The following is a 26,962-nucleotide window of genomic DNA, read 5'->3' as shown; positions in this document are numbered from 1 at the left end:
AATTTATTCGCTATTTTTTTATTCTATACTATAATTATTAACTAGTCATGAATGTTTTAAGGACGTTCTGTGGAAAGGAACAGGCGTTTCCATTTTACAGCTCCATTTTTCCGCATGATAAAAAACCCCGCCCTCCAAAAGGAAAGCGGGAATCACAAAGATGTGAAGATTCGTTTTCAATAACGGTCCAATCGCCATTTGGGCAAAAATCAGAAGCAAAAAGCCCGCATAGCCCAGAGCCATGCGGGCTTCTTCTATGGGGAGCATTCCTGACCGCTTGACTGCCGGTGTGGAGCCGAGCAAGGGACTATACAACAATCCGATGCTTTTCTCCGTCATCCTCCAGCAATACTCTGTTCCCCTGAATGAACCTGTCATCCACAGTGATTGCTTCCGTTGTCAGCGTTCCCTTACTTCTGCTTTCAACCCTGATTTCATAGAGAGACCTCCCATACTTATATTCAATCGAAAAATCCCCGAAACTTGCAGGTGTCGCCGGATCAATGACCAGCTCATTCCCCTCTTTCCGAATACCCAAAAACCAGTTTAACAGTCCTTGATACATCCAGCCTGCGGAACCGGTATACCAGCTCCAGCCGCCTCTTCCGGTATAGGGCGGGCTGAGGGAGATATCCGCCGTCATTACATACGGTTCCTTCTCGTATCGAAGCGCATCCTTCCTGTTTTGCGTAATGTGAATCGGGTTGAGCATAGTGAACAGGGTTTGCGTCATGTTATAGTCGGGCAGCATCGACGCGGCAATCGCCAGCCAAACCGCCGCATGGGTATACTGCCCTCCGTTTTCCCGTATGCCGGGGATATAATCTTTGATATAACCCGGGTTTTTGCTTGTCTTATTAAAAGGAGGCGCCAAAAGCAGGGAAAGGGATTCTTCCTCCCTTACCAGATAACGCCATGCCGACTGCATTGCTGTTTTCGCCCGTTCCTTTTTCGCCCCCTTTGATATCACGCTCCAGGACTGGCTGATAGAATCGATCCTGCACTCGTCGTTTTCATTGGAACCGAGCTTCGAGCCGTCGTCGTAAAAGGCCCGAAGATACCATTCCCCATCCCATGCGTGTTCTTCAATGTTTTGAAGCAGGGTTTCCCGTTTCTGTTCCAGTTCCCGGCCGTAGGCCTCATCGCCTTCCTGAAAGCATAAAGGAAGAAAGTCACCCAGTACGGTATACAAAAACCAGGCAAGCCAAACGCTTTCTCCCTTCCCCATCGCTCCTACCGCATTCATCCCGTCGTTCCAGTCGCCTCCCCCCATGAGAGGAAGCCCATGTTCCCCAAAGCGGGTCCGGTCGATGGCTTTTTTGCAATGCTCATAAACACTTTCGGAACGTTCGGAAATTTCCGGGGTAAACATTACATCCTGCTGGCCCTCCTTAAGCACCGGGCCCCTGATATAAAGTACCGGCTCCTTCAAAATCGCGGCGTCTCCGGTGCTTCGGATATAGGCGGCGGTACAATAAGGCAGCCACAGTAAATCATCCGATATTCTCGTCCTTACCCCGATGCCCATCGGGGGATGCCACCAATGCTGAACATCCCCTTCTTCAAACTGCCTGCCGCAGGCAATGAGAATTTGCCTGCGCAGAATACTGGAATCCGCAAAGAGAAGCGAAAGGGTATCCTGAAGCTGATCCCGGTACCCATAAGCTCCTCCGCACTGATAAAAGCCTGCTCTTGCCTGGATGCGGCAGGACAGCGTCTGATAGAGCAGCCAGCCGTTCACCAGAATATCGACCGCCCTGTCCTTTGTTTTCACCTGAACCGTCCCTAATAATTCGTCCCAATAGGCTTTCACCCGATCAAGCTCTTTTTCAGCGGCGGCGGCATCCCGGTACTTGGATCTGGTTTTGTAGATCTCGTTCAGGCTGCCGCTCTGCCCGAGCCCGAACAGCACCGTCTTGCTCTCCTGCGGCTGTATTGCAACGGATACCTGGATTGCTCCGCAGGAATCATAGCATACCCCCGTATTGCACGACAGCTTAACTTCCGCTCCCCGCGGTTCCCGGATGCTGCCCCTCTGCCCCAGAAACTCCTGCCTGTCGCCGGTATAACCGATGATCGTTTCACTGGAGAACAGGTAGGAATAGAGGTTTTGAAAGTTCATGGTATAGATGTTCTTTGCACAGAAACATTCATGCTCATTGTCATAGGAAGTAAGAATATAGGGATTGGTTTGCTCCCTCTGCGTGCCCATAACCCATTCTACATAATAGGTCAGGCTCAGATATTTCACTTTATCGGAACGGTTCGTCAGCTTAAGGTTCCATACCTTCAATGACTCATCCAAAGGGGTAAAAACCGTCAGTTCCTGATCAACAAGTGCTTCATTATGAAGGAACCTGCTATATCCAAAACCATGCCTTACCCGGTAAATGCCCCGGTCAGACCTTCCGAGGGACATGGGAGTCATTACCTCGCCGGTTATTTCGTCCAGAATATAGATTGCCTCGGAGGCTCTGTCACTTACGGGATCGTTGGACCAGGGCGTAAGCTTATTTTCCCTGCTGTTGATATTCCAGGTAAAGCCCGCGCCCGACTCCGATATCTGGAACCCGAAGCTCTTGTTTGCTATAACGTTAATCCAGGGTGCCGGCGGCCTGTTATCGCCCTCCAGCAGAATTTCATATTCTCTGCCCCCACAGGCAAATGCTCCAAAGCCGTTAAAAAATTCATAATTCTCTGTTTCTTTCTCCTGTGCTGCCGGTGTATGTGCTGTATCCAAGCCTCCTTCCTCCTTAAAGACTAATATTTCTCCAGTAACTCATACAGGTTTTCTTTTACATTGTTAAAATAAATCCCCGTCTTCTCTGAAAATACAACCCGCGCTGCCGTATACAGCAAATCGATCTCCGCCGGTTTCATCTCATACGTGTGCAGTGTAAAAAAGCTTGGCTTCTCGTTTCCGGAATCATAAATCCGAAGAGAGCTTGTCATATCGTTGATGAATTCATCCACTTCCTGAAGATAGCCATGCTTGGAATCAATCAGGATAACCAGATCCACCATAACATGGTTAATCCGCAGATATTCGTAAGCCTTTAATGCGTCCTTCACGATTCTTTCCTCTTCGACGGACCGAACCATTAAAAGCAGAATGGGGTTATCGCCGGATACGCCGAATTTCCATAAGAAACTCTGGTTCATAAAGTTCCGGCGTATATTTTCATCCGGCCCCCGGTAACTGCCCGCAGAATAGAAGACCGGGCTGATCAAATCCTGAAAGGCGTTCAGCTGGGTTCTGGTAATCTCCAGATACTTTAACTCCAAGTTCTTTTGAAGCCTGAATTTCTCCAGGATATCATCAATCCGGTAACTTACATTCAATTCCCCTGCTATTTTTATTGCTTCCTCCTTATTGCCGCATACCCCGGTAATGAAAGAAATGCAGGCGGTTTCACCTGCTCCGATGCAGAATTGCGCCCGCAGGCTCATAATCGGATCGTTACAAAAGCCCGAATTATTAAAAAAAGCAATGCTGTTAACCACAGAATCCGGATTCTCCAAAGTATTGCTTCTTCCGATAAAGCGTTTTCTGTCATTTTCATATTCTAATTTTTTGCACAGCTTCGCTCCTGTTCTTACCATGTGCATTAGATAAGGATGATCCTCCTCCTTCTTTCGTCGTCTTTTTGTAAGGAAGATTCCCTGCTCTTCCAGATATTCACTTTCCAGAAAGAGCTTATTGAACGCAGGATGGCTCAATTCCGCCAGATGGGTATCATCCACCACCTCAAGATAACTGGTCACTTCCAGCTGCTTTTCCTGATTCCCGTGATTGGTAAAGGTAACCTTGCGTATCTCAAAATCATGATCCGCGTCCAGGCTGACAATCATGTCTGTTTCGATATCCCCGTCCCTGCGTTTAAATTCCGCCTGATGCGGGCAGAAAATCACCTGGTAATCCTCCGGCTCCGTTCTGGTAGGATGATAGGCGGCACTCCAGAACTTTCCCTGCTTCATGTCCTTGATATAGATATAATTGCCTGTATTCGCGTAAATATCCGATCGCCAGCGGTAAAGCATCCGATCCTCATATTTGCTGAAGCCGTCCCCGTCCGAAGTGATCATCAGTGAATACTTGCCGTTTGACAGGTAATTCACAACCGGAGGATTCACGCCCGCACTGTTGACCGATCGGTTGCTGTAAACATCTTCTTTAAAAAGCGGCTTTCCGATTTTTATGGTATATCCCTGTCTGGCAATGGAAATCAAATAGGACCGGCGTTTTTCTTCCAGCAGGACTTCCGAAGCCTTGATCATCATCTCCGCATGAAACCGCTCCCGAAGGATGCCCCCGTTCAGATAATTATTAATGGCAGCAAGATTCATCCCCTGATGATGCGCCATATAGGATTTTACTATGCAATAAGGTGTCAGTTCCACAGAATTCGGTACGCTGAAATCAACGGACTCATAGAAACCGTAGGCGCCGAAGGCGCCTAATTCCTTCAGCCGCCTTAAATTCCCTATGCATTCCTCTTCTGCGATATCCAGCGCCAGCATCGTTGCATAGGGAGCAACCACAAGGGAGTTCCTGCGGACAGGCTGGAGCCTTATCTTTGGAACACCGAAGGCTTTGTACTGGTAATTTAAGTTTAAATCAAAACGATAATACTGGGATTCCGATATCCCCCAGGGAATCTCCGCTTCCTTTGCATACTCCATCTGCTGAAGTACCGCTGCTTTAGAAGTCTGCGCATAGACGGAGCCTTCATATTCTTTGAATACAAGATTGGGCATCAGATATTCAAACATCGTACCGCTCCACGATACAAAACACGGAATGCCCTCGACAAGGGTCAGGGGTCTTCCCAGTTTATACCAATGCTTTAACGGCACTTCCCCCATAGCGACCGCAAGAAAGCTTGTGAGTGCCGATTCCGACGCCATCAGGTCATAACAGCCGTCGTCCAGCGTATGCGAGGATACATGATACCCGATATGAAACAGCATTCTCTGTTCGTTAAATAAAAAGCGGAAATCGGCATTTGCTAAAAGGCAGTCGATTTTAGCACAGAGTGCTTTGATCCGGTTAATCATGCTATCCGCAAATGGATTGCCCTCCGCTGCAATACGGCGAAGCGCAGGGCAGGAAGAAAAGCTTTCTTCCTTCAGTTTTAAGGCCGCAGCCTCCTGTACAGTACTGTCAAGGAGGCTCATCAAACGTCTGGTGCAGCGGTAATCCACAGGCAGTCTGGGCGCCCTCGCGTTTAAATTTTCCCGGATATCCGCAATGTCTTCGATCAGTTCGCCTATGCTTTGATACCCGGTCCCGAGCCTGTTTTCGGAGGAATCGCCTGTTTTCATCTGGATTTCCTCATTGCTGTTCTGAACCGCAATCCTAAGTTCGGACAGAAAACTGTCCGGATAAACCGGCTTGTCGATCTGCTCCAAAAGGCCGTTTTTCAAGGCAATCAGATGTCCCAGAAAATTACCGCTGTCTACCGTTGATATATAGGCGGGATTGAGCACCTCCAGAGATTGAATATCATACCAGTTATAGAGATGCCCCTTCCATTTCGTCATTTTCTGAACCGTTTCCATCAGGTTTTCCGCGGCTTCAACGGTAGAGCTCAGCGTTTCAAACCCAAAATCCCTGGCTGACAGGATTGCCAGAAACTGAAGCCCGATATTGGTCGGCGATGTTTTATCGCTGACTTTTGCAACCGTTGAAACCTGATAATTATCCGGACAGAGCCAGTTATTTTCCTTCGTGGAAAGTTCCTTGAAAAACAGCCAGGTTCTGCGTGCGGTATCCAGAAGCAGTTCCCCGTCCTGTGCTTCATCCTTCGAATGAAGCTTGTTTTCCGGCTGACTGATCCGGTACGCGATTTCAAAGGCCATGCTCCAGCCGGCAATTACGATTGCTGTCAGAATCATTCCCGCGGGGCTCAGATATTTCATGAATAAAAGGATCACGAGCGCAAGAGCCGGAAGAAGCGAGCTCCACATGGTAAGAAAATACCCTTTTCTGGTATTGACAATGGAGGCGTCCACTGCTTCCGCCGTATTCCAGCGAAGCAGATTTTTTTTGCTGATAAAGAGCCGATACAGCGTTCTGACAATGGCGTCGGATGCAATATAAGCGCGATAGGGCGTGATTGTAAACTCCAGAAATGCTTTTTCCACCATCACACCAAGTTCCTTTAAGAAGCTTTTATAAACAAGGATGAGCTTCGGCCGGATCAGCTTCTGGGCTGCTACTGAAAACAAAAGGATCACCATAGCAAATAGATCACTAAAGAAAACAAAGGGCAGCCAAAGATAATATGCTTTTGGCATCCATGCCAGATTCAGCAGGATAAACAGAATCTTACTCAGAGGCACCAGACTTCTTCTCAGGTTGTCGAAGATTTTCCATTTTGACAATGCGCATAAACTTCTCCCGTCCGAGGTCTTCTTCATAAATAACCAGGGCAGAAGCTGCCAGTCCCCGCGCAGCCACCGGTGTTCCCTTTTGGTAAAGGATAAAACGCTGTTCGGGAAACTGTCCATAATCTTGGCTGTGCTGGAAAAAGCCGTCCGTGCATAGCAGCTCTCGAAAAGGTCGTGGCTGAGAATCCGGTTTTCCGGCACCTTGTTTTGCAGCACCTTATGGAAGGCCCTGATATCATAGATACCCTTTCCCGTATAAATTCCTTCGTTAAAAATATCCTGATAGATATCCGATATCACGGTTCCATAATGATCAAGGCCCGATTCCCCTCCAAAAATTTTTGTAAACTTGCTGCCGTTCTTATCGACGATATGATTTCTTACCGAGGGCTGTATGATGACATAGCCCTCTTTCACCTTTTGATTGGCTTGATCCAGAATCGGTTTATTTAAAGGATGATCGATCAGTCCGACCAGTTTCGCGGCATTGTCGCGGATCAGATTGGTATCCGCATCCAGTGTAATCACATACCGGAAGGTGGTAAGAAGCTCCTCGTCGCAGTAAATGGAGGAAAAGGTGGTATTCTCTTTTTCTTCCCCATTTAAAAGGCTGTTAAACTCTTCCAGCTTTCCTCGCTTGCGCTCCCACCCCATGTAACAGTTCTCCGCCTGATTCCATTTGCGGCAGCGGAAGAACAGGGAAAAGCGCTGGTGCTCAGACGGATAGAGTTCGTTCAGTTCCTTCATGCGTAAGACAAGGGCGCTTTCAATCACCTCGTCCTTCGGCATGAACGGATTCGGGGAATCCTTAAAATCAAGCAGCAATGCAAAGTAAAGGTTCGGCTGCCGGTTTGCCAGATAATGCTTTTGAAGGCGGTCCATGTACTCCAGTCCCTGTTCCTTTGAGGAAACAATAACCGGCATGACCACAAAGGTTCTTGCTTCCTCCGGTATTTCCTCCAAATAGTTCAGGGAGGGAATTTTCTTAACGGTGATTCTTCTGGTAAATATAAAATTTGTAATCTCGATGGATATACCCATCAGCAGCGGCATTGCCGCCAGAAGGGTAATGACATACCGGCCGGTATCCTGCAGCCCGCCGAGGGTTCGGAAAGCATAGAGCAGGCAAACGCTCAGCCCCAGAGTAATAAGGAACAGGGTGAGAAAATAAAGGAAGCCCTTTATGTTCACCCTTTTTTTAATGCTTTTGGGAATCGGTTTTCCGAATGCCTTGGCTTTCAGAATCGGATATCCCTTACCCAAAAGATAGGTCCCTACATGATGAGAACCGTACAGGTCCTCCCTTCCCTGAACCGCCAGTTCCAGACAGTCCTTCGCTATCTTTTCTTCCGTCAGCCGATAACGGAGCGATAATTTAACAATGACTCCGCGATACATGCCCCTGGATTCCAAATCCATTTTCTTATAAACGCCGTCCGGATCCTGTGATAAAATCTGCTCCAGACAGGAATATTCCTGAAAGAATTTTTCCTGATCCACTTCATTGATATCCCTCAGGCTGACAATGAAGGTCCGGATATTTGTCTCAAGAAAGGATTCAATCTTTCCTTCCTCGAGGAATATGCCGGAAGATTTCATCTGTCTTCCCTGGGAAACAAAATGATATTTCAGATATCTTTGAATGGAAGCCTCATCAAAGGACATATTTTTCAGCATGTATATTACATGGGCATGGAACGAGCAGTTCAGCCGTAAGTCATCCTCTATTTCGCAGAGCAATGCCGCTATATCGGCCGGTCCCTGCCTGTCTGCCAGCTTATCCCGGAGAAATTTTTCCGCCTTCGACTTTACATCAATCATATGAAGAATTTCATTTGCGATTGCGATGATCTCTTCAAGAAGGCAAAACCCCAGCATTTCCGGCAAAACCCAGATTTCCTTGTCTGTGAGCGCTATCTTCTGTTGATAAGCTTTCAGCATTACGGAAATATTTTCTTCACTCAGGTGTCCGCCGGAAAGAGCCACCATCTTTTTTGCCACAATATAAATACGGGGAAAGTTATGGTATTCCTTTCCCTTGAGGATTGGCAATACGGCATAGCCCGTTCCCGAGGAAGGCACTTTTTTAATTTCCCGGTACAGCATTTGGAAATTGTCAAAGAGCCAGCGCGCTGCCGGAATCAGGGAAATAATATCGGTGGATACGGCAGAGATGCTGTCTCTGATTTTATTCAGTTCTTTATAGGCGGCCTGATTATAATAATTCAGAACATAGCTATAGCCGGTCAGCCTGACCTGACTGTGGCTTTCCGCCAGAGCAAGCATCTGCTTTTCCCACTCGCTCGGACCCGGTTTGTCTCCTTCGCCCGGGGAACAAACCGAAAAACGCACTTTTTTATCAAAATGGCCAAGCCGGTAATACCGTATGAACAGGACAAAACAGAACAGGACAATCAGTATCAGGAAAACAACCGGCAGAAACGGTGAATCTATATCAAAATGAATTTTTTTCAGCAAGATCTGCAATTGAAGCTCCTCCTTAATTTAAGAAACCCTTCAGACATTCGCACCTCTTCCCAGATAGTTTGTCTGTTTTTTCATAAAAAATAGCAGTTAATTTCTTGCTGGATTTATAAAATTTATAAAAACTCCGCGATCCCGCGGGCGATCGGTTTTTTTGGCGGGGAATAACATCCTATAAATCCGGATTTTCATAAAAAAGGAATATTTATTGGAAGTTATTGTGCATTGAAAGAAAAATTTGCTAACCGTATAATAATAATGAATAAATTATGAACTAAAAAGGGGATAAAGGTGGAACTATGAAACGGTCAGCAAAATTTACCGCGGTTCTTTTAGCATTTACCATTCTCATCAGCATCTTTTCCAATGTGGCTGCGTACGCGGCGACCGGTGATTTTCAAATCGACAGCAACGGGGTCCTGACCAAATACAACGGAAGCGGCGGAGACGTCGTCATCCCGGACGGCGTGACCGCGATTGGAAACGGAGCGTTTGCCAATAAAATCGACCTGATTTCCGTAATAATTCCTGATGGCGTGACCTCAATTGGAGACGATGCGTTTTCTTCAGATTATTCCCTGACTTCCGCCACGATTCCGGACAGTGTGACTTCCATCGGAAAGGAGGCTTTTCAGTCCTGTATTAGCCTTTCCTCCGTTACCCTTGGAAATGGAATCACCAGCATCGGTTTTGATGCTTTTAAAGGCTGCTCGAAGCTTAACCGTCTTACACTGCCGGACAGTGTCACGAAAATCGGGGGCGAAGCTTTCGACTGGTCCGGATTGGCATCGATCAATCTGCCGGAAGGCTTGACGGAGATCCGAAGCCGTACATTCCGAAATACAAAGCTGACGAGTATCCGTATTCCTAAGAGCGTGACCGCGATCGGCGACAATGCTTTTTCCGACTGCAGTTCCCTCGAAAACGTCACTTTTGCCGGAACGCCGGAGACATTCGGCACGGATGCATTTGAGAGAACCGCCTGGGTACAGAATTATCCCTCCAATTTTATCGTCGTGGGCGGGATTCTGATTGCGACCCGGGGAGGGCTTGGGAACGCCACCATTCCCGAAACCGTGCGCAAAATCAATCAGAATGCTTTCTCCGGCAATCTGTCCCTGACGGGGATCACAATCCCCGAAGGGGTAACGGAAATCGGCGACAATGCGTTTGAATACGACACGAATCTTGCTTCGGTTTCCCTGCCCGACAGCATGATAAAGATTGGGAGCAATGCGTTCAAGGAGACCGGCTTGACCTCGGTTACTCTGCCGAGCCATCTTGTGAGTCTCGGCGGCAGCGTCTTTTCTAACTGTGCATCCCTGAAAAGCGCGTCCATCCCCGCGAGCCTGCAGCAGCTCGGAGACAGCACCTTTTACCAATGTACCTCCCTTGAAAATGTGCAGCTTACGAAGGGCCTAAAAGGGATTGGCAGTTATGCCTTTGGGAACTGCAGCTCCTTCAAGTCCTTTACACTGCCGGACGGCCTGCAGACCATTGGCGACAGGGCATTCTCGTACTGTAACAGCCTTACGAAAATCACCCTTCCCGATTCCGTGACCAGCCTGGGCGGCAGCGCCTTTCAGGGCAGTTCCAATCTGAACAACGTGACCCTTTCCTCGGGGCTGACTTCCATCAATACCCTCCAGTCTGCGGGAAATCGACGACCGGGCATTTGCGGACGAGCCCCTCGCTGAAATCAACCTGCCGAACGGTCTGACCAAAATCGGGGCCTATGCCTTCGCCGACACCAAGCTGACAGAGATCGTTTTCCCGGAGCAGCTCAAAGAAATTGACGATCACGCTTTCTACGGCTGCCCGAATCTGACCAGCGTCACCATGTCCCCAAGCGTAACCGACTTCGGAACATCCATTTTCGAGGGAACCCCTTGGGATCAGAACTTCGCGGGCGACATGATGATCTTCAACGGCGTGCTTCTTTCCTACCGCGGAAACGCTGCGTCGGTCGTGATTCCGGACGGGGTCACGAAGATCGCCGCTGCCGCTTTCAAAAATAACACGGCGCTCACGCAGGTGACTTTGCCGGAGGGCCTCCGGAGCATTGGCGACGAAGCCTTCTTTCAGTGTTCGAACTTGACCGGCATCACGTTCCCGAGCAGCCTGCAAAGCATCGGGAAACAGGCCTTTATCCGCACAAAGGTAACGGAAGCAGCGCTGCCGGACGGCCTGATTCATCTGGGAGATTACGCTTTCTCGTTCTGCTCTTCCCTCCAGAAGGTCTCCCTGCCCGCAAGCCTCGCGGAATTCGGCACAAACACCTTCTTCGACTGTGAAAATCTCACGACGGCCTTCATTGAAGATGGTATCCGGAGCATCCCGCTCGCCACGTTCGAAAGCTGCACCCACCTCGACGGCGTTATTCTGCCGGACAGCATCACCGAGATCGGCAACGCCGCCTTCAACGGTTGCGAAAGCCTGACCGAAATCCACATCCCGAACCAACTAACCGAGATTCAGAGCAGCGCCTTCGCCGACTGCAAAAAGCTGGCCAACGTGACGCTGCCGGAAACCGTTACCAAAATCGATTCTCTTGCCTTCTACAACTGCTATACATTTGACACCATCACCATCCCGAAGGGCATCGCTTTTATTGATTCCTCCGCGTTCCAGAATATCGAGTCCCGCCTGACCGTCCGGGGCTATGAGAATACGGCGGCGCAGTACTACACAAACAACAGCGGAGCGAAGTTCGTCTCACTCGGCGTGGTCGGAACTCCACTTCCGAAGTTCAGTCTGGACACCTACGGAACTTACGATTTCGGCAGCGGGAAAACCTATTGCTACATGGTATGGACTTCTTCTTCCACCGTTCCGAAGGTTTCTTCCAGCAACCCGGCCGCAGTCTCCGTGAGCTTCGAGAAGAAGACCCCCGCCGGATATTTGTTCCGCATCAACCGCCTTGCACAGGGAACTTCCAAAATCACCACGACAGTCGGTTCCGACAGTATCTCCTTTACGGCGCAGGCAGGTCCTTCCGTCCAGTCGGACACGACGATGTCGTTTGCGCTGAAAAAAGGAGCGACCTACACATTCAGAATGACTGCACTCAGCGCCAGCACCGCCGTTCCACAGTTTTCAGTGGGCAACGGCTCCGTATTCCAGACGCAGTATGTCAAAAAATCCGGAAATGACTATTACTTTAAAATTACCGCCACCGGCAACTCCGGGGATGAGACCGGGATCTACACTACCATGCCCGGTGAAAACGCAGTAAGGCACTGTATCGTGAAAATTGCTTAATAATTCGGCTGGGAGGATTGCCCCCTATTCCGGCGAAGAGAACTCACTTGCAAATTAATATACCGATAGAAATTATTGTGAGTTATAAGAAACATCCATATTTTTCATAATGGTTAGATACCGATTATAGTTTTAAAAACAAATTGAGTTAGGAAGAGACAATATGAAAAGAACCGGAAAATTCACCGCACTTTTCCTCGCGGCATTCCTTGTCATCAGCATCTTTACCGGCACGGCTGCTTTCGCAGCCGATTCCAGCAGCGATTTCGTCATTGACGGCAGCGGGGTTCTCACCCGATACAACGGCGCGGAAAGCGAAGTTGTGATTCCCGACGGCGTGACCGCTATTGGGGGGAGCGCATTTTTCAACAACAGAACGGTAACTTCCGTTACCATTCCCGAAGGAGTTACCTCCATCGAAAGCGGCGCATTTGGGAGCTGTCTGAATCTGGGCAGCATCGTGATTCCCGACAGCGTTACGGATATTGAAACCGGCGCATTTTCCAACACCGGCCTGACTACCGTTACGCTGCCAGAAGGACTGAAAGCGATTCAAAACTTCACGTTTGACGGTTCCATGCTTACAAGCATTAACATTCCGCAAAGCGTAACAAAAGTCGGCGACGGCGCGTTCAAAGACTGTACCAATCTTTCAACCGTTACCGCTCCGGAAACGCTGACGGATTTTGGGAGCGGCGCGTTTGAAAACACCGCCTTTCTAAACAACAATCCCTCCCCCTTTGTTGTTTTAAACGGAGTTCTCCTCACTTACAAGGGGAGCGACGCCCTCGTCACTCTCCCCTCCGGTGTGCGCATCATCGGCAACTCGGCTTTTGCAGACAATCAGACCTTGACCCATCTCACCGTTTCAGAGGGAGTAACGGAAATCAAAGGGTATGCGTTTCAGTACGACGGCAGCCTGACCGGGATTTCGCTGCCCGACAGCCTGACCACCATCGATGACCATGCGTTTGAGGGCTCCGATCTCACCGCCGTCACCCTGCCGGGAAACCTGACCAGTATGGGCGATAGCGCCTTCGGTTACTGCTTCCACCTTAAGAGCGTTTCTGTCCCTGCAAGCCTTCAGCAATTAAACAACCAAGTCTTTCTTCAGGATTACGCTCTGCAGGACGTGCAGCTCGCGAAGGGCCTGAAAGCAATCGGCGACGGCGCCTTCGAGCTCTGCAACAATCTGAAATCCATCACGCTGCCGGATGGCCTGCAGACCATCGGCGACAGCGCATTTTTAGGCTGCTCGGCCCTGCAAAGCATTGTGCTGCCGAACAGCGTAACCACTTTGAATTCCTCCGCTTTCGCGGGCTGCTCCGGTCTGACCAGCGCAACCCTTTCAGCGGGACTGACCACCATTGAAAGCGAGACGTTTTCCCACTGCAGCTCTTTAAAGACCGTCGTAATCCCCGAAGGCGTAAAGCGTATCGAACCCGGAGTTTTCCCGGAATGCAAGATAAACAGCATCACCATCCCGGCGAGCGTTACGGACATCGACAGAGAGGCGCTCTTCGGGGGCAACATCGCCTCTATTATGGGATATGAAAACACCGCGGCGCAAACCTTTGCTTCCGCCCATGGATACACTTTTATTTCCCTCGGCGCGATACTAAGCCCGGCAAAGAGCTTCAACCTTGATACCACCGGGACCTATGATTTCGGTCAGCGGAATACATACATCTACCTCGTAAGAATCGGCTCTTCCACCGCGCCGACGGCCTCCTCCGGCAATGCGGCGGCGGTTTCCGTCAGCTACCTGCGGAAAACCACGGGCGGCTACCTGTTTCGCATCACGCGCCTGAAGCAGGGCAGCGCGGTGATTACCACCCGCATGGGGAGCGAGGGCGCTTCATTTACGGCAAATGCCGGTCCTTCCGTAAAATCCGACACCACGATGACTTTCTCAATGAAAAAAGGAGCTTCCTATATCTTCAAAATGACCGTTTTAAGCGCGAGCACCGCAACCCCGCAGTTCACCGTGGGCAACGGCAGCGTGTTCAAAACGCAGTTTGTCCAAAAGAGCGGCAGCGACTACTATTTCAAAATCACCGCCACCGGCAAATCCGGCGAAGAAACCGGAATCTACACCCAAATGCCCGGTGAAAACGCAGTAAGGCAATGCATTGTAAAAATCTCGTAGAATTTTATACATCTGAATCGTATCCGTAATCCGGGAGCACCGATATAGCTTTCGTCCAATGAAGGCGCCAACGGCCGCCCGGGCAACCGGGGAAAACCGGAAATTGGGACGTTCTGTTGTGTACATGGCCTGCCGTACTATTTCTCTGCGAAAACAATATGAGCCATACCTCCGGGTATGGCTCATATTGTTTTAGATTGTAGACAAAGCGCCGTTTAGGGTTAGGCCCAAACGGCACTTTTGATGGTTATTTCCAGAGAAAAAATCCGAGGAAGAAATATCTATGAAAAACTGTTTATTCGGATTTTATTCATTTTCACTATGGAAAGAGACATCCTCCAGGATTTCAAGTACATTAAAAATTTCTTCTTTTTTAATGATATCCGATTTCTTGTTTTCGCGTATACAAGATATAAAGTGATTCAATTCGTTCAGATACATTTCTGTCGGCGGCACATTAATGCCGGTTGGTATCTTATTCACTTCCTCGGTATCAAAGACATAGGGATCATGGTCAAACTGATAAGCGGTTACCGTGACCCCGTCATTAATTACCACTGCATTTTCAAAATATACGCGCCATCTTGCCATGAAGGGAATGCTCGCGTTAAACCAGGCCGCTTCTGCGGAAATGTTGAAGTCACCATATTTGTATGTAAAACGGTACTGCTCCTTATATGCTTTATTTTTATTTCCCGCGCTTGTATAAGAATAACTGAGCGGTTTGCCGAAAATACTGACGATTAAATCAAGATCATGGATATGAAGGTCAAATACCAGAAGACCGCTTTTTGATTTGTCGAACATCCAGCCTCCAACGGCCCAGCGCGGGGCGGCGGACAGGCGTTCAAAATATGCGTCCAATACTTTCCCATATTTTTCTGTCCGTACCAGTTCTTTTAACAACGCATTCTGTTTGCTAAATCGTACGGCCTGCCCGACTAAAAGGATGGCACCCTTCTCCTGCGCCAGTTGATACAGTTCCTCGGCTTGAATCTTGTGCAGGGCAATCGGTTTTTCTATAAATGTATGGATCCCCCTGCTCAGGGACTTTTTGGCATGCTCGTAGTGCAGGAAGGTTGGCGTGCAGATATCAACAACATCCACCTCCGTCTGATCCAGCATTTCATTGACATCGGAAAACAGAGGAATATCCCAGCTTTTTGCGTTTCTTATATCATTTTCTGAATTTCCTACCGCCGCGACGACCCTGCAGTCTTCTATATATTTATAATTGTTCCAATGGACGGTTCCCATTCCTCCGAGACCGACCAAGCCAACTTTAATCACACAATAACCTCCTGTTTTATGCCGTATTAAGTGTTTCCAGTAAGTATTTCATCTGTTCAACCGGTTCAAATCACAAAGCCATATGCCGCAAGATAGTCGTAAGATGCTTTTACGGCTTTGTTTACCTCCGCCAGATTTTTAGGGCCGGCCTGGGTAAACTCGATCTCAATGCTAAACGGACAAAAGTTGTTTTCCTTCTCCAGCGTATCGAAGATCATCGGCATATTGATATTTCCCTCCCCAATAGCAGGAAAATTCCATTCCTTTGCTGCTCCCTTTTTATCTTTCAAATGTACATATCCTACTTCTTTTATGCAGGCCTCCAGATCTTCTTTGATATTGGCATTCCCATAGAAAACAACGTTTCCGGTATCGTAATTGATGGAAACCAGTTCGGATCCAACCAAATCCACAATTTGCTTCAGAATAACGCCTGTGCCATGATCGCCGTGGGTTTCCAGGACAAGCTTTAAATGATGCTTCTTTAAATAGGGGACCAGTGTTCTGATATTCTCTGCGGCTTCGATATTGGACAAACACACCTTGTCATTCAGATGCGCTTCGCCGATGGAAGATACGATGTATTTGCATCCAAAAAAATCCGCCAGTTCCATATTCAGAATAAAATCTCCGATTCGCTCCTGGTCCATTAGATTGCAATGTCCACTCATTGCGATTGGATTAAGCCCGGCAGCTTCCAGTTTGTTCTTAACTCTTACCAGTTCGGAAAAGCTGTGCGTCGGAAATACGTGCTCCGTCCACCCTTTGGTGGCCGTCAACTCAATATAGTGAAATCCGGCCGCCTTAACGCCATCGATTGCTTCATCAATGGTAAAACCATGGTAACAGTTTGAATTCACCGCGATAATTCTTTTATGCATGTTCTCCATCCTTTCTAAATGCTTAGGAATCAATGGTTAAGTTGTCAGACAGCAATTTGTGAATTGTCTTCCGCCCTTTCACTGCCGGATTGCTTTTTCCCTGGTATAGAAAACCAGAATCATCAGCAGTACCAATCCGTTAATCACATTTTTGACTGCATCGTTCAATTGAATGGCAACCAGAATGTTGGACAAGTTAACAAGAACCAAGGACCCGATAATGGTGCCTAAAAAGTTTCCTTTTCCACCTGCAAAGGATGCTCCGCCGATAACAACCGCGGCAACGGTCAGCATGCCATAGGAGGCGCCCATATTGATGTAAGGAAAGTTTACGTATCCCAGCAGCAGCATCCCGGTCAGGCAGCCAAGTATAGCCGAAATAATATAAGTAATCACGATTACTTTATTTACATTGATTCCCGCGAGCAGAGCGGCATTGCGATTGTTGCCGACTGCGAAAAGCTGCTTTGCGTAGTTATTATGCTTTAAGCCAAAGTACACGAAAATCGCGGCGATAATCAGCAAAAAAGTAATCATCGATAGAACCGATACCAGCTTATATTTTCCGAGAAATCCTACGGCGGGCGCCAGCGATCCGGTGGGGGACCCGTTGCAGATAATCAGTTGTATGACATTGAGTACATTGGACACCGCAAGAGTCATTACGAGCGGAGCGATATTTGCATAAATAATGCCCAGTGCGTTTACGACCCCCACCAGCAGCCCGGTTATAACAAGTACAAGAAGCGCCTGCGGTATATTGGCGTTTGAGCCTTTCATGATCAAAGCCGATGCAACCGCACCGAACGAGATACAGGACGCAATCGACATATCAACGCCGCCCGAAATGATAACCAGAGTCTGGCCTAAAGATGCGAAAGCAAGCAGAGAAGCATTTGTAAATATATTTTCCAGACTTTTAGGAGAAAGGAAATTATGATTCACAGTCAGGCCAAACAGAAACATGACGGCAATCAGTACAAGCCCTATAAAAGTGTTGTTATGAAAGACACCCGGTATGGTTTTCTTATCCATTGCCTTGAATTTCATTTATCCTTCTCCTCCTTTTCCGTTCTTTTTTTCAGGTGTGTCAAGAGCGAGCTGCTTAAGCCAAGGATAATAATAATATTCGTGAGCAGTTGCTGCAGATAACTGAGTTTTATTCCCGCAAAAGTAGAGCTGTGAATGATATTGTTGAATACAAAAAAGATAATATTGTTTACTATTCCCAAAAACAATGCTCCGGCTGCCGCCCCTCCGACGGTTCCCCAGCCTCCGCTTAAATCCACCCCGCCCAATATGGTGGCCGCAATTGAATTTAAGGACAGGGCGTTGCCAATTTTCGGATCGCCTGAAGAGGCTAACGCCGTCAGGCACAAACCCGCTATTCCGGTGATAATACCGGAGGCGACATATGCCTTCATCTTGGTCCGCTCCACAGAAACGCCTGCAATGAATAAACTTCGCGGATTCGCACCGGCCGCTTTGATTTGGGCGCCCAGCGGGCGCCTGTTCACGATTCCGTATCCGATTAAAACGACCGCGATCACAAGAGCGGAAATCGGAATAAAGCCGGCAAACACTCCCCCGTATACGCTGTAAATCGAGGATGGTATCGATCCGCCCGGATTCGGAAGGATCAACAGCGCTACCCCTTCCAGTAAAGTGGAGATTGCAAATGTCGCAAGAATTGCAGGGACACGCAAATAAGCCGCAATACTGCCTTTTACGGCTCCGAGCAGCACGGCGATCAAAAACGCTCCCGCCCATGCAAGGGGGACCGGCATATATTGCCCCGCCGTAATGGCAAACGCATTCACCACCGAGATCGTCGCACCGATGGATAAGTCAATACCTCCGCAAAAAATCACAACTGCCTGCGCGATCGTCGCTAAAATCAGCGGCGTGTTCACCAGGAACAAAGAATTGATGGTGGATACATTTGCAAAGCCCGCTCCCTGAATCAGCAGATTGATTATTACCAGCAGAAGCAGCATAATATATGCACTATATGCCTGCGATTTTTTCATTTTGTTTTCCACACGTATCATAAGTGTATGCATCATTCCGCCTCCGTTCTGGTTGCGCCCAGCATCGCCGCAGCCAGGTCGCTTTCTATTTCTTCACTGATATCATTAAACTCCGCGATAATATCTCCTTCATAAAAAACGACAATCCGATCTGAGACCGCCGTCAGTTCTTTATAATCACTGGAATAATAAATGCAGGCCATTCCTTTATCCGACAGGCCCCTGAGAATCCCCTGTATCTCGCTCCTCGCTTTGACATCAACCCCTTTTGCGGGGTCGTCTAACAAAACTACGGACGGATTCAGCAACAGATCTCTTGCGAAGATCAATTTTTGCTGATTGCCTCCGGAGAGGCTGCTGGCCGGATCGCCTATTTCGCCGATAACGACATCCAGCTTTTTAATCAATTGGTTTGCTTCCGACATGCTTTTATTTAGCCGGATTCCATGAAAGATAAATCTTAACGCGGATCGGCTGATATTAATATTTTCAAAAATGCTGCGGTCGGCAAATATTCCTTCCGAATTCCGGTCGCCTGAGATAAAAGCCATACCTGATTTTAATGACCTCTCGGGCGAGAATTTCGTCAGCCGTTTTCCTTTGTAGATGATGTTGCCCCTGGATATCTTTCTGGAACCGTAGACCGCTCTTAAAAATTCACTTTGCCCTTGTCCCTGCAGCCCGCAGACGCCGAGAATTTCACCCGGATAGAGATTAAGGGAAACATCGTTTACCTGAGTTCCGACTCCTAAGTGCTGAATGGAAAGCAGCGGCTCCTTCTTTTCAGCGGCCTGCTTTTCATTATGCTGCTTTTTGATCGTTTCCTTCTGCCCTGTCATATAATATACGATGTCATCGTTTGTAACCTTAGTTAAATCAGTAGTGATTACCGTCTTTCCGTTTCGAAATATCGTTACGGTTTCACACAGCTCATAGACTTCATCAAAGCGATGTGAGATAAACAGTATGGATAAGCCCTCTTTTTTCTCTTTTCTGAGAATATCAAAAAGAACCAGCACCTGGTCTCTGTGGAGGCATGCGGTGACTTCGTCTAAAATCAAATATCTGGGTTTATAGACAAGCGCTTTGGCCACCTCAAGCAGACTTTTATCCGATTCGTTCAGCGAGCCAACATAGGTATCCGGCTGTGCGGATATATGAAACTGCTTCAGAATCTGAAACGTTTGATCAAATCGCTTCTTGTAGTCAATAAAGCCCATCTTGAGCGTTCCACTCGAATTAAGAAAAAGATTTTCTTCCACTGTTAACTGATCGACAAGGCTATAATCCTGATATGCAAGAGCAATACCCTGGGCCAATGAATCCTTTGCGGAGCGGAGCTGTATCTCCTTCCCGTCAATGGTTATTTCTCCTTCGTTCTTGCCTACAAGCCCGCCGAGAACTTTTGCGATTGTACTTTTTCCGGATCCATTCGATCCCAGCAAAGCATGGATTTCACCAGGCTTCATAGATAATTCTGCCTGATCCAATGCTTTTGTTTGCCCGTACTGTTTACTAATACTTTTTGCTGCTAACAATCAGTATCCCTCCACTACCCACCTGGATGTCATTTTTTAAAACCATTCTTCCCCGACAAATGTCTTACCCCCGCGTGCGTTAAGTCCGCAGCCATAATATTCGACCGCGTGTCCTGACCGCGTGTTTTTTTTCTTATGAATCAAACAGGGCTGTCTCCGTCGGAATCGGTACTTTTGAGACAGCCCTGTCCGAAGAGCTGACTGACCTTTACTTAAAGTAGGTATTAACCAGATCATCCGTCATATCCGTATCGATATATGCGGAATCATCGGCATTCTTGTACTTTTCGTAGTATTGTTCCATGTTATCGTTCGTTATCACAACGGTAGGATTATAGAAGAGAGCATTCTTGTGACCGGGATCGCTGGGATCCGAAGCCAAAGCACCGTCTTTTAAAGTGTCCCCCTGGACTAAACGCACACCGATCTTCATTGCCAAAGCACCAATTGAAGGCGGATTTTCGACAATAATTGCATGCAAAGGATTATCCGGGTGGGCATCATTAATGGATTTCCACTTCTTTAAGTATTGTATGTATTCATCGGAAGTAATAGCTTTGGGATAAGGCAGTTTCGCGGTTTCAATTGCTTCCAGAATCCCGACCGCATTACCGTCCTGGCAAAGCACCCCGTCATAGTTGGAATCTGTGGCAAGCCACTGGGTCATAATCTGTTTTCCCTTGCCTTCATCCCACATACCATAATCGTGCGCGATGGTCTTAATACCGGGATTTTGGCTCAAAACATCCTCAAACGCCTTTGCACGAACATCACTTGCCGGCGCACCCTTGATGGCATCCATACGGTAGATGCGTCCTTTCCCTCCTAACTGCTTTACCAGCCAGTCCGCCTGAATCTTTGCCCACTTATACTGGTCATTTGTTACGCTGATAACGTTCGGATGCGAGATATGCTGGTCAACGCTCATTACCAGAATTTTCTGAGCAACTGCTTTATCGATCGTAGCTGACAGGCCCGTTGTTGTAACAGGATTGATTAGGATTAAATCAACCTTATCCTGAATTGCCTGTTCCATTTGCTGAATCTGTGTTGTGGCATCATTGTTGGCGACCATCAATTTGTATTTTGCGACAATCCCCTGTGATTGATAGTCATCCGCCAGCTTTTGCATTGTATTTTCGCATTGCGTTCTCCAGGAGTTGCTGTCGGTTCCCTCCAAAAATACAATATTAATGTTTTTCTTCCCGGCCGTATTTTCACCGGCTGAGGATTGTGCAGAAGCGGTCGTGTTTCCTGCTGCGGCATTGCTGTTACCCGAATTGATGTTCTCCGCTTTGGTGCAGCCGGTAACAGCCGTTGCAAGTACAAGTAATGAAGCAAAAAGGACATTCCTGATACGCGTTTTCATTGATCTACCTCCTAACGAAATTGGGCACTGATGTTTTCTATGTAAAAGTCCGGCGACTTTTTACATTGACCGTGAATCAGCTGAACATCTTTTTGATTTCCAGCGGAATATGGTTGACTACGGCGCCGTTTGCATTCACAATCATCGACTCGTCAAGATTTAATACGAACTCGGCGCCTTCCCTTACCGCATGGGACAAATTATCCGGTATAGAAGAATCCCCAATATTAAAGGAAACAACTCCGGCCTTCCGAAGTTTCTCAAAAAATTCGTTGTTGGAGCGGACATGACAGGTCACAACATCGTCACACTCGACTAATTGTGTGGCAAAATCCTTTCCTTCCACCAAGGCTCCCTTTTCCGTAATTTCGCGAATGCGGCTGTTTTCAATGATCGTTACGGGATATTTATAGGGCTTGCTGTGGAGCGCTTCCGCGTCGGTCTGCTGGAAACGTTTTCTGGTTACGTACATATGAATCACTTCGGTACCCATACCGAATTCCTTCTTCTCCGTGACGATGGTAACCTTCTTGCCGATGGAAGCGAGATATGTGGCCGTATCAATTGCAGGATAACCATCTCCCCAGACGATAACGCTGCTCCCAACTTTTACCGGCATGCGCCCATCCGGATGATACTCGCAGTTTACCTTTGGACAGGCAATCACCTTTTCAAAAGCTAATATTTTATCCGTATTCCCATAAACGCCTTCCGGAACATAAGAGGTTGCCCCTGTCGCGTTAGCCACAGCGTCAAATCCGCGCAGATCCTCCACAGTTGGCTCCGTACCCATTTTTACTTCGATCGGCAATTTAGCGATCTGAACTCGGAGCCAGTCGGCATACCACTTCATTTTTTCTTTTCCGGGAACCATGCAGCAGCCCAAAATCGCCCCGCCCAATTCCTTGGTCTTTTCAAATAACGTTACCTTATGCCCTACAATCGCCGCTCTTCTCGCCGCCTCCATGCCGGCCGGACCGCCTCCGACAATGGCGATTTTGAGCGGTTTTGCGGCTGGCTTCATGTCATCAAACTCCGCGTGTCCGCAGGCGGGATTAATAGCGCAGGCAATTTCTTTCTTTGCCATCATGGATTCCTGCCAGCAGCCTTCCAAGCAGGAAATGCACCTGCGAATATCGCTGATTTTTCCATATTGCACCTTCAGCGGCCAATAAGGATCGGCCAACAGCTGTCTTGACAGCCCGACAAGATCGGTTTTGTCTTCCGCAACAATCTTCTCGCAAAAATCGGGATTTCTGAGAGAATGGCTGTTGATTACCGGTATCTTAACTGCCTTCTTAATTGCTTCAGAAGCATAAATTGTCCAGCCCTCCGGATACTGCATTGGGTCAAACCCTGCTCCGGGAGTTTCCTGAATACACTGGCTGAGATCAAGTGCGGCAACTCCGGCCTCTTCGAATGTTTTCGCAACTTGGATGCTTTCCTCCAGTTCACGTCCGCCCGGCACCCATTCATCTACGGAGTAACGTACCAGAATCGGGTAATCGTACCCACATTTTTCCTGGATCTTGGCAATGATCGCCAAGGGGAAACGCATTCTGTTCTCATAGCTGCCGCCGAAACGATCATTTCTCTTATTGAGATAAGGACTCATAAAATCTGAAACCAGATATCCGTGTGCCGCGTGAATCTCTACGCCGTCAAAGCCTGCGGATTTAACACGCCAGGCCGCCTCGGCGAAAAGCTCAATCATTTCAAGGACTTCCTCTGTGCTCATCGCACGTACGGCCTTCCCCTTTTCCGCAGCATTCTCATATACAATTTCATGACCGGCAGACCATGGAAGCTTAATTACACGGTCGTTGGCCGACATATAATTATGCCTGGGCAGAGCGGCCTGTCTTCCCGGATGCTGAAGCTGACAGACGGCCTTTGCGCCATAGCGCTGTATAGACTTTGCCAGCCTTGCAAGACCGGGTATGTAGTTGTCGGCGTCGGCTACCAAACCGGTAACAGTGGGTCTGCCTGTTTTTCCGTCCGGCGAGGTTGCCCCCACGATTAACATGGCAACGCCGCCCTTGGCAATCTCCGCATGATGATGAAGATCTCTTTCGCTGACGGAACCATCCGCGTGGGACGAACTTACATCAGTCGGAACATGCACAATGCGGTTTTTTAATACCATGTTGCCAATTTTAATGGGCTTAAATAGATTAGGATAATTGTTGCTGCTGTTCATAAAAATCCTCCTGCTATAATAAATTTGGTATCAAAGGGCTAACGGAATTCATAGACTTCATTTCTTTATCATCCTCACGGGGAATCCGGTTTGGACGGTTTCGCAAAACGGTCGTCCGGTACATGCCTGCCAAAATTCCGACTCCGTTATTTTCACATTGTGAATTTGAATCGGAAGAGAACGGTCATTGCCCGGCTCGACCGGTTTCCCGATATAAATTGCCTTTCGAGGGTCCCGTGCTGCTTTCGGAATATACCATTCCCGAGGAACTATTTGCCCGAGATATGGATAAATAAGCTGAAACATAAAAAAACTCCTCCCCTAATAAAGTTGTTTCATACAACCGCTTAAATTAATAAGGCCAACTAACTAATTAATTATTGACTCGACTCCCATAGTCCAACTAACATATTTTAAAATATTCAGCATCCCAAGCATTCCGTTATCCCATAAACAAAGTGCCTGAGATATCCTCTCCGAATTTATAGTATTTATCAAAAAAATACTTCGTTGCGCCCAGCTTATAAACGTCCTGATCCAGTTTAGAGTAAGACACGTTCACGTTTTCCACCATTCTTCTAAAGCCGATGGATTTCAGGTTAAGCTTAATCTCACTCAGGAATAAATCCCCTAATTTTCTGCTTTCTCCGCCTAAAATAATTAATTTGGGATCAACAATGCTGATGAGGTTGCTTAAAGCATAAGACAAATCCTGTGCCATTGATTTTATTACTGTCTGGGCAACGACATCGCCTTGCTTTGCGGCATTTCCAAGATCAGCAAAGGTCACTGTTTCCAGATGATTCAAAAAGATACTGTATCCCGTTTTATCAACTCTTTCTTTTAGGGCGGGCTCGCCCATTGTGGCCTCCAGGCATCCCCTGTTGCCGCAAACACACAATTTACCTTTGGGGTTTATGGAATAATGGCCGAATTGCGTGGAAGCGCCGCTGGCATGACCCATCATCTCATTATCGATAAATAAAGTTGCGCCAATACCATGTGAGAAATTGATAAATGCGAAATCGCTCTCTTTCACTCCCGCATAGATTTTCTCCGCATAAGCATAGCAGGCGGTATCGTTCAACAGAGCCACCGGAAAATCACAAAATGCCGTATCCAAGTCATGAATCAAATTTGCCTGCTCTGCTTCCGATATATTCAAAGTCGTAGAATAAAAGACATTTTGGGGAGGGTCGATCATAGCGGAAACAACAACGCATATTCCAAGGATTTTATCTTTTTCGACCTTGCTAAGAATAGAATTATAAACGCATCTCTGCGAAAGCGTGACATAGGTATCACATCCCTTAAGTTCCATGTGCTCTCCATACACGGTCTTGCCCGCAATATCCATCAAAAACACATCGATGGTATTGTTAATCCAGACGATGTTAACGACATAGTAACTGTTCGGTTTAATATGCAAACTGTTGGGCTTTCGTCCGACAGAGTCCGTCTCGGAAGTACCGGAATCATAAACGAAATTCCGGCTGGTCAGTTCATCAATCAAAGTAGATACTGTGGTCTTGCTCAGATTCGTGAGCTTAGCCAACTGGGCTCTGGAAATTCCGTCATTGGAGTGAATAAGATTATATAAATTTTTTAAATTTGCATCCTTAATGATTGTTTGATTAACAACTTTCATATCTTGACCCTTTATTTGTAAGTTAACTTTACAATCAAACGATACCACAAATATGGTAAAATTGCAATAGAAAATTGATTATACAGTTAAAGTTTTTATAAAATACGGTTCTTACCAACGAATCGCTGGGCGCGTTGCGCAGAAGAAAGAACAATGTTTCGGACGACGCGCTGGGGAAGCTCCCCGCCGCGGGAACCGACACGGCTGCAGCGTTGGATCTGTACCGAGCGATCGGCCGCCTGCCGCCGCGGCTGAAAAGCATGATCCTGCTGCGCTATTTTGAGGATATGAAGCTCGAAGAAATCACAAGGGTGACAACAGTAATCTGAATACGGGAAGCTGAAAAGTGACACACGATTTATCTCCAGTGCAATAGCAGATCCCCCTGTAAACTTTAATTAGTTTACAGGGGGATCTGCTTACCGCTTGTTATGCGGCATTTTGACGATTAACGCGAACCAATTCACCATAAAGATGAAGTTCGGATAATCCTGCTTTGGTGGAGCATAGCGGGATCGAACCGCTGACCTCCACACTGCCAGTGTGGCGCTCTCCCGAAGTATCGGGTGTGCACCACCACAAAACCCAACCCATATATGTGGATATCTACTCAGCTGAAAAGAGTATTTTGGAGTTGCAGCAATTATGATGCCGCCGCAGGGGTCGGTTCTTCATCGACGCTGATGCTGTCAAGTCCATTCAGAAATTGCTGCACGTTCAGGTTCAGCTCAATGTCCAGCTTATAACCTTTGAATAAGCCCATGGATCGCATCGATATCTTTGAGCAACCTGATTTCGCCTTCCAATGGCGAATAGAGCTTGATACCCAACTGATCCAAGCCCTGGAGAAATTCAAGCATCTTCACGGTGTCTCGCCCAAGACAGTCCAGCCTTCTTACCAGCAGCACATCCATTTTCCCATCTCCCGCCGCTTTCATGACTTCCATAAGGCCAGCACGGTCAAAATTAAGCCCGCTGCCGAGATCCTCAGAAGCCCCCACGATTTCAAGGCCCATCTGTTCCGCGTAATCCAAAAGTTCCCTTCGCTGTCCCTTTAAGGCACCATGAGCATCCTCCGGAGCGTCGATGCGACAGTACAGCCATGCTCTTTTTTTCAGTTCCATACGTACACCTCCAGTTCTTTAAATACGATTTGATCTTACAAGGGCGCGGCAGGGCGCATTTGCCCTGCCGCGTAGTTTCTAAGATCAAAAAATCCACTTATTCTTCATTTTAATGCTTCTATTCGGCACTGCTTCCCGAAGCAAGGGCGGCGGCATAAACGGTTTGCCGGTTAAGCAAACGCCATAGGAATTTCACCTCTCCCAGGATCTCTGCGAGCCGCCCCCATTGCTTGAGTCTGTGGCTGGACGGAAGTAGCGTTGGCACTGTCCGTTTCATTGCGAAACAGCCCACCACAGGCTGTTTTATGACCGGGCCTTGCCGCTCGTCGCCTTCGATGCCATCGGTTCGACGGATGTCTGTCACCCATCCGCAAGTAGTCTTGGCGCGCCCGTCATCGTCGCTGCCGCTCATCACGGCCGGNGACCGGGCCTTGCCGCTCGTCGCCTTCGATGCCATCGGTTCGACGGATGTCTGTCACCCATCCGCAAGTAGTCTTGGCGCGCCCGTCATCGTCGCTGCCGCTCATCACGGCCGGACAGATCATGTATTTATGCTGCCGGATATGAAATTTTCAAGGAACAAATGAGGGAAATA

Annotated in this window: 16 protein-coding genes and 1 pseudogene; 5 read left to right on the top strand and 12 right to left on the bottom strand. The window is 47.8% G+C overall.

The genetic code is table 11. The features are described 5' to 3' along the window. Positions 1 to 45: 45 nt before the first annotated feature. Genes OUY18_RS02535 through OUY18_RS02525 form a run of 3 tightly spaced genes read right to left on the bottom strand, consistent with a single transcriptional unit; the run spans position 46 to position 8,880 of the window. Positions 46 to 339, bottom strand: coding sequence for a hypothetical protein (locus OUY18_RS02535; protein WP_268057131.1), 294 nt, complete (start codon positions 337 to 339; stop codon positions 46 to 48). Further along, entirely contained in the window at positions 308 to 2,740 is a 2,433-nt protein-coding gene (locus tag OUY18_RS02530; RefSeq protein WP_268057130.1) for a GH36-type glycosyl hydrolase domain-containing protein, read from the bottom strand. The genes OUY18_RS02535 and OUY18_RS02530 overlap by 32 nt, the downstream gene beginning before the upstream one ends. 20 nt (positions 2,741 to 2,760) lie before the next feature. Then, on the bottom strand, positions 2,761 to 8,880 hold the full coding sequence (locus OUY18_RS02525; protein ID WP_268057129.1) for a glucoamylase family protein: 6,120 nt from the start codon (positions 8,878 to 8,880) through the stop codon (positions 2,761 to 2,763). A gap of 296 nt (positions 8,881 to 9,176) precedes the next feature. Between OUY18_RS02525 and OUY18_RS02520 the strand changes: the two genes are divergently transcribed. From OUY18_RS02520 to OUY18_RS02510, 4 genes and pseudogenes are all read left to right on the top strand, one after another. Further along, positions 9,177 to 10,574, top strand: coding sequence for a leucine-rich repeat domain-containing protein (locus OUY18_RS02520; RefSeq protein WP_268057128.1), 1,398 nt, complete (start codon positions 9,177 to 9,179; stop codon positions 10,572 to 10,574). After that, positions 10,516 to 10,704: pseudogene (locus OUY18_RS13840) on the top strand (leucine-rich repeat domain-containing protein); the annotation flags it as partial. The gene OUY18_RS02520 and the pseudogene OUY18_RS13840, both read left to right, overlap by 59 nt. Positions 10,705 to 10,716: 12 nt before the next feature. Continuing rightward, positions 10,717 to 12,138 carry a leucine-rich repeat domain-containing protein gene (locus OUY18_RS02515; protein WP_268057127.1) on the top strand — a complete coding sequence of 474 codons (1,422 nt, stop codon included), beginning with the start codon at positions 10,717 to 10,719 and terminating at the stop codon, positions 12,136 to 12,138. 163 nt (positions 12,139 to 12,301) lie between these two features. Next, positions 12,302 to 14,287, top strand: coding sequence for a leucine-rich repeat domain-containing protein (locus OUY18_RS02510; RefSeq protein ID WP_268057126.1), 1,986 nt, complete (start codon positions 12,302 to 12,304; stop codon positions 14,285 to 14,287). Positions 14,288 to 14,593: 306 nt separating this feature from the next. Here the strand turns inward: OUY18_RS02510 and OUY18_RS02505 are convergent, their stop codons facing one another. The 8 genes from OUY18_RS02505 to OUY18_RS02470 all read right to left on the bottom strand — a co-directional run bounded on the left by OUY18_RS02505 (position 14,594) and on the right by OUY18_RS02470 (position 25,243). Further along, positions 14,594 to 15,577: a Gfo/Idh/MocA family protein gene (locus OUY18_RS02505; protein WP_268057125.1), complete on the bottom strand. Its 984-nt coding sequence runs from the start codon at positions 15,575 to 15,577 to the stop codon at positions 14,594 to 14,596. A gap of 65 nt (positions 15,578 to 15,642) precedes the next feature. Continuing rightward, positions 15,643 to 16,458, bottom strand: a complete 816-nt coding sequence (locus OUY18_RS02500) for a sugar phosphate isomerase/epimerase family protein (protein ID WP_268057124.1) — start codon at positions 16,456 to 16,458, stop codon at positions 15,643 to 15,645. 78 nt (positions 16,459 to 16,536) lie between these two features. Continuing rightward, positions 16,537 to 17,508, bottom strand: coding sequence for an ABC transporter permease (locus OUY18_RS02495; protein WP_268057123.1), 972 nt, complete (start codon positions 17,506 to 17,508; stop codon positions 16,537 to 16,539). Further along, on the bottom strand, positions 17,505 to 18,524 hold the full coding sequence (locus OUY18_RS02490; protein WP_268057122.1) for an ABC transporter permease: 1,020 nt from the start codon (positions 18,522 to 18,524) through the stop codon (positions 17,505 to 17,507). Before OUY18_RS02490 ends, OUY18_RS02495 begins: the two co-directional genes overlap by 4 nt. Further along, complete coding sequence (locus OUY18_RS02485; RefSeq protein ID WP_268057121.1) at positions 18,521 to 20,026, bottom strand: sugar ABC transporter ATP-binding protein; 1,506 nt, start codon at positions 20,024 to 20,026, stop codon at positions 18,521 to 18,523. Before OUY18_RS02485 ends, OUY18_RS02490 begins: the two co-directional genes overlap by 4 nt. Positions 20,027 to 20,234: 208 nt before the next feature. After that, positions 20,235 to 21,395: a substrate-binding domain-containing protein gene (locus OUY18_RS02480; RefSeq protein WP_268057120.1), complete on the bottom strand. Its 1,161-nt coding sequence runs from the start codon at positions 21,393 to 21,395 to the stop codon at positions 20,235 to 20,237. 76 nt (positions 21,396 to 21,471) lie between these two features. After that, a complete protein-coding gene (locus OUY18_RS02475; RefSeq protein WP_268057119.1) occupies positions 21,472 to 23,595 on the bottom strand; it encodes an FAD-dependent oxidoreductase in 2,124 nt (707 codons plus the stop codon). A 442-nt stretch (positions 23,596 to 24,037) separates the two neighbouring features. Further along, entirely contained in the window at positions 24,038 to 25,243 is a 1,206-nt protein-coding gene (locus OUY18_RS02470; RefSeq protein WP_268057118.1) for an ROK family transcriptional regulator, read from the bottom strand. Between the two features lie 134 nt (positions 25,244 to 25,377). On the opposite strand from OUY18_RS02470, the gene OUY18_RS02465 reads away from it, so the two are divergent. Next, positions 25,378 to 25,572, top strand: a complete 195-nt coding sequence (locus OUY18_RS02465) for an RNA polymerase sigma factor (RefSeq protein ID WP_268057117.1) — start codon at positions 25,378 to 25,380, stop codon at positions 25,570 to 25,572. 411 nt (positions 25,573 to 25,983) lie between these two features. Here OUY18_RS02465 and OUY18_RS02460 read toward each other — a convergent pair whose 3' ends face one another. Beyond that, a complete protein-coding gene (locus OUY18_RS02460; protein ID WP_268057116.1) occupies positions 25,984 to 26,367 on the bottom strand; it encodes a recombinase family protein in 384 nt (127 codons plus the stop codon). Between the last annotated feature and the right edge of the window lie 595 nt (positions 26,368 to 26,962).

Origin of the sequence: Caproiciproducens galactitolivorans, from assembly GCF_026672255.1 — a bacterium.
GTDB lineage: Bacteria > Bacillota > Clostridia > Oscillospirales > Acutalibacteraceae > Caproiciproducens > Caproiciproducens galactitolivorans_A.
This window is presented reverse-complemented; position numbering and strand designations above follow the sequence as displayed.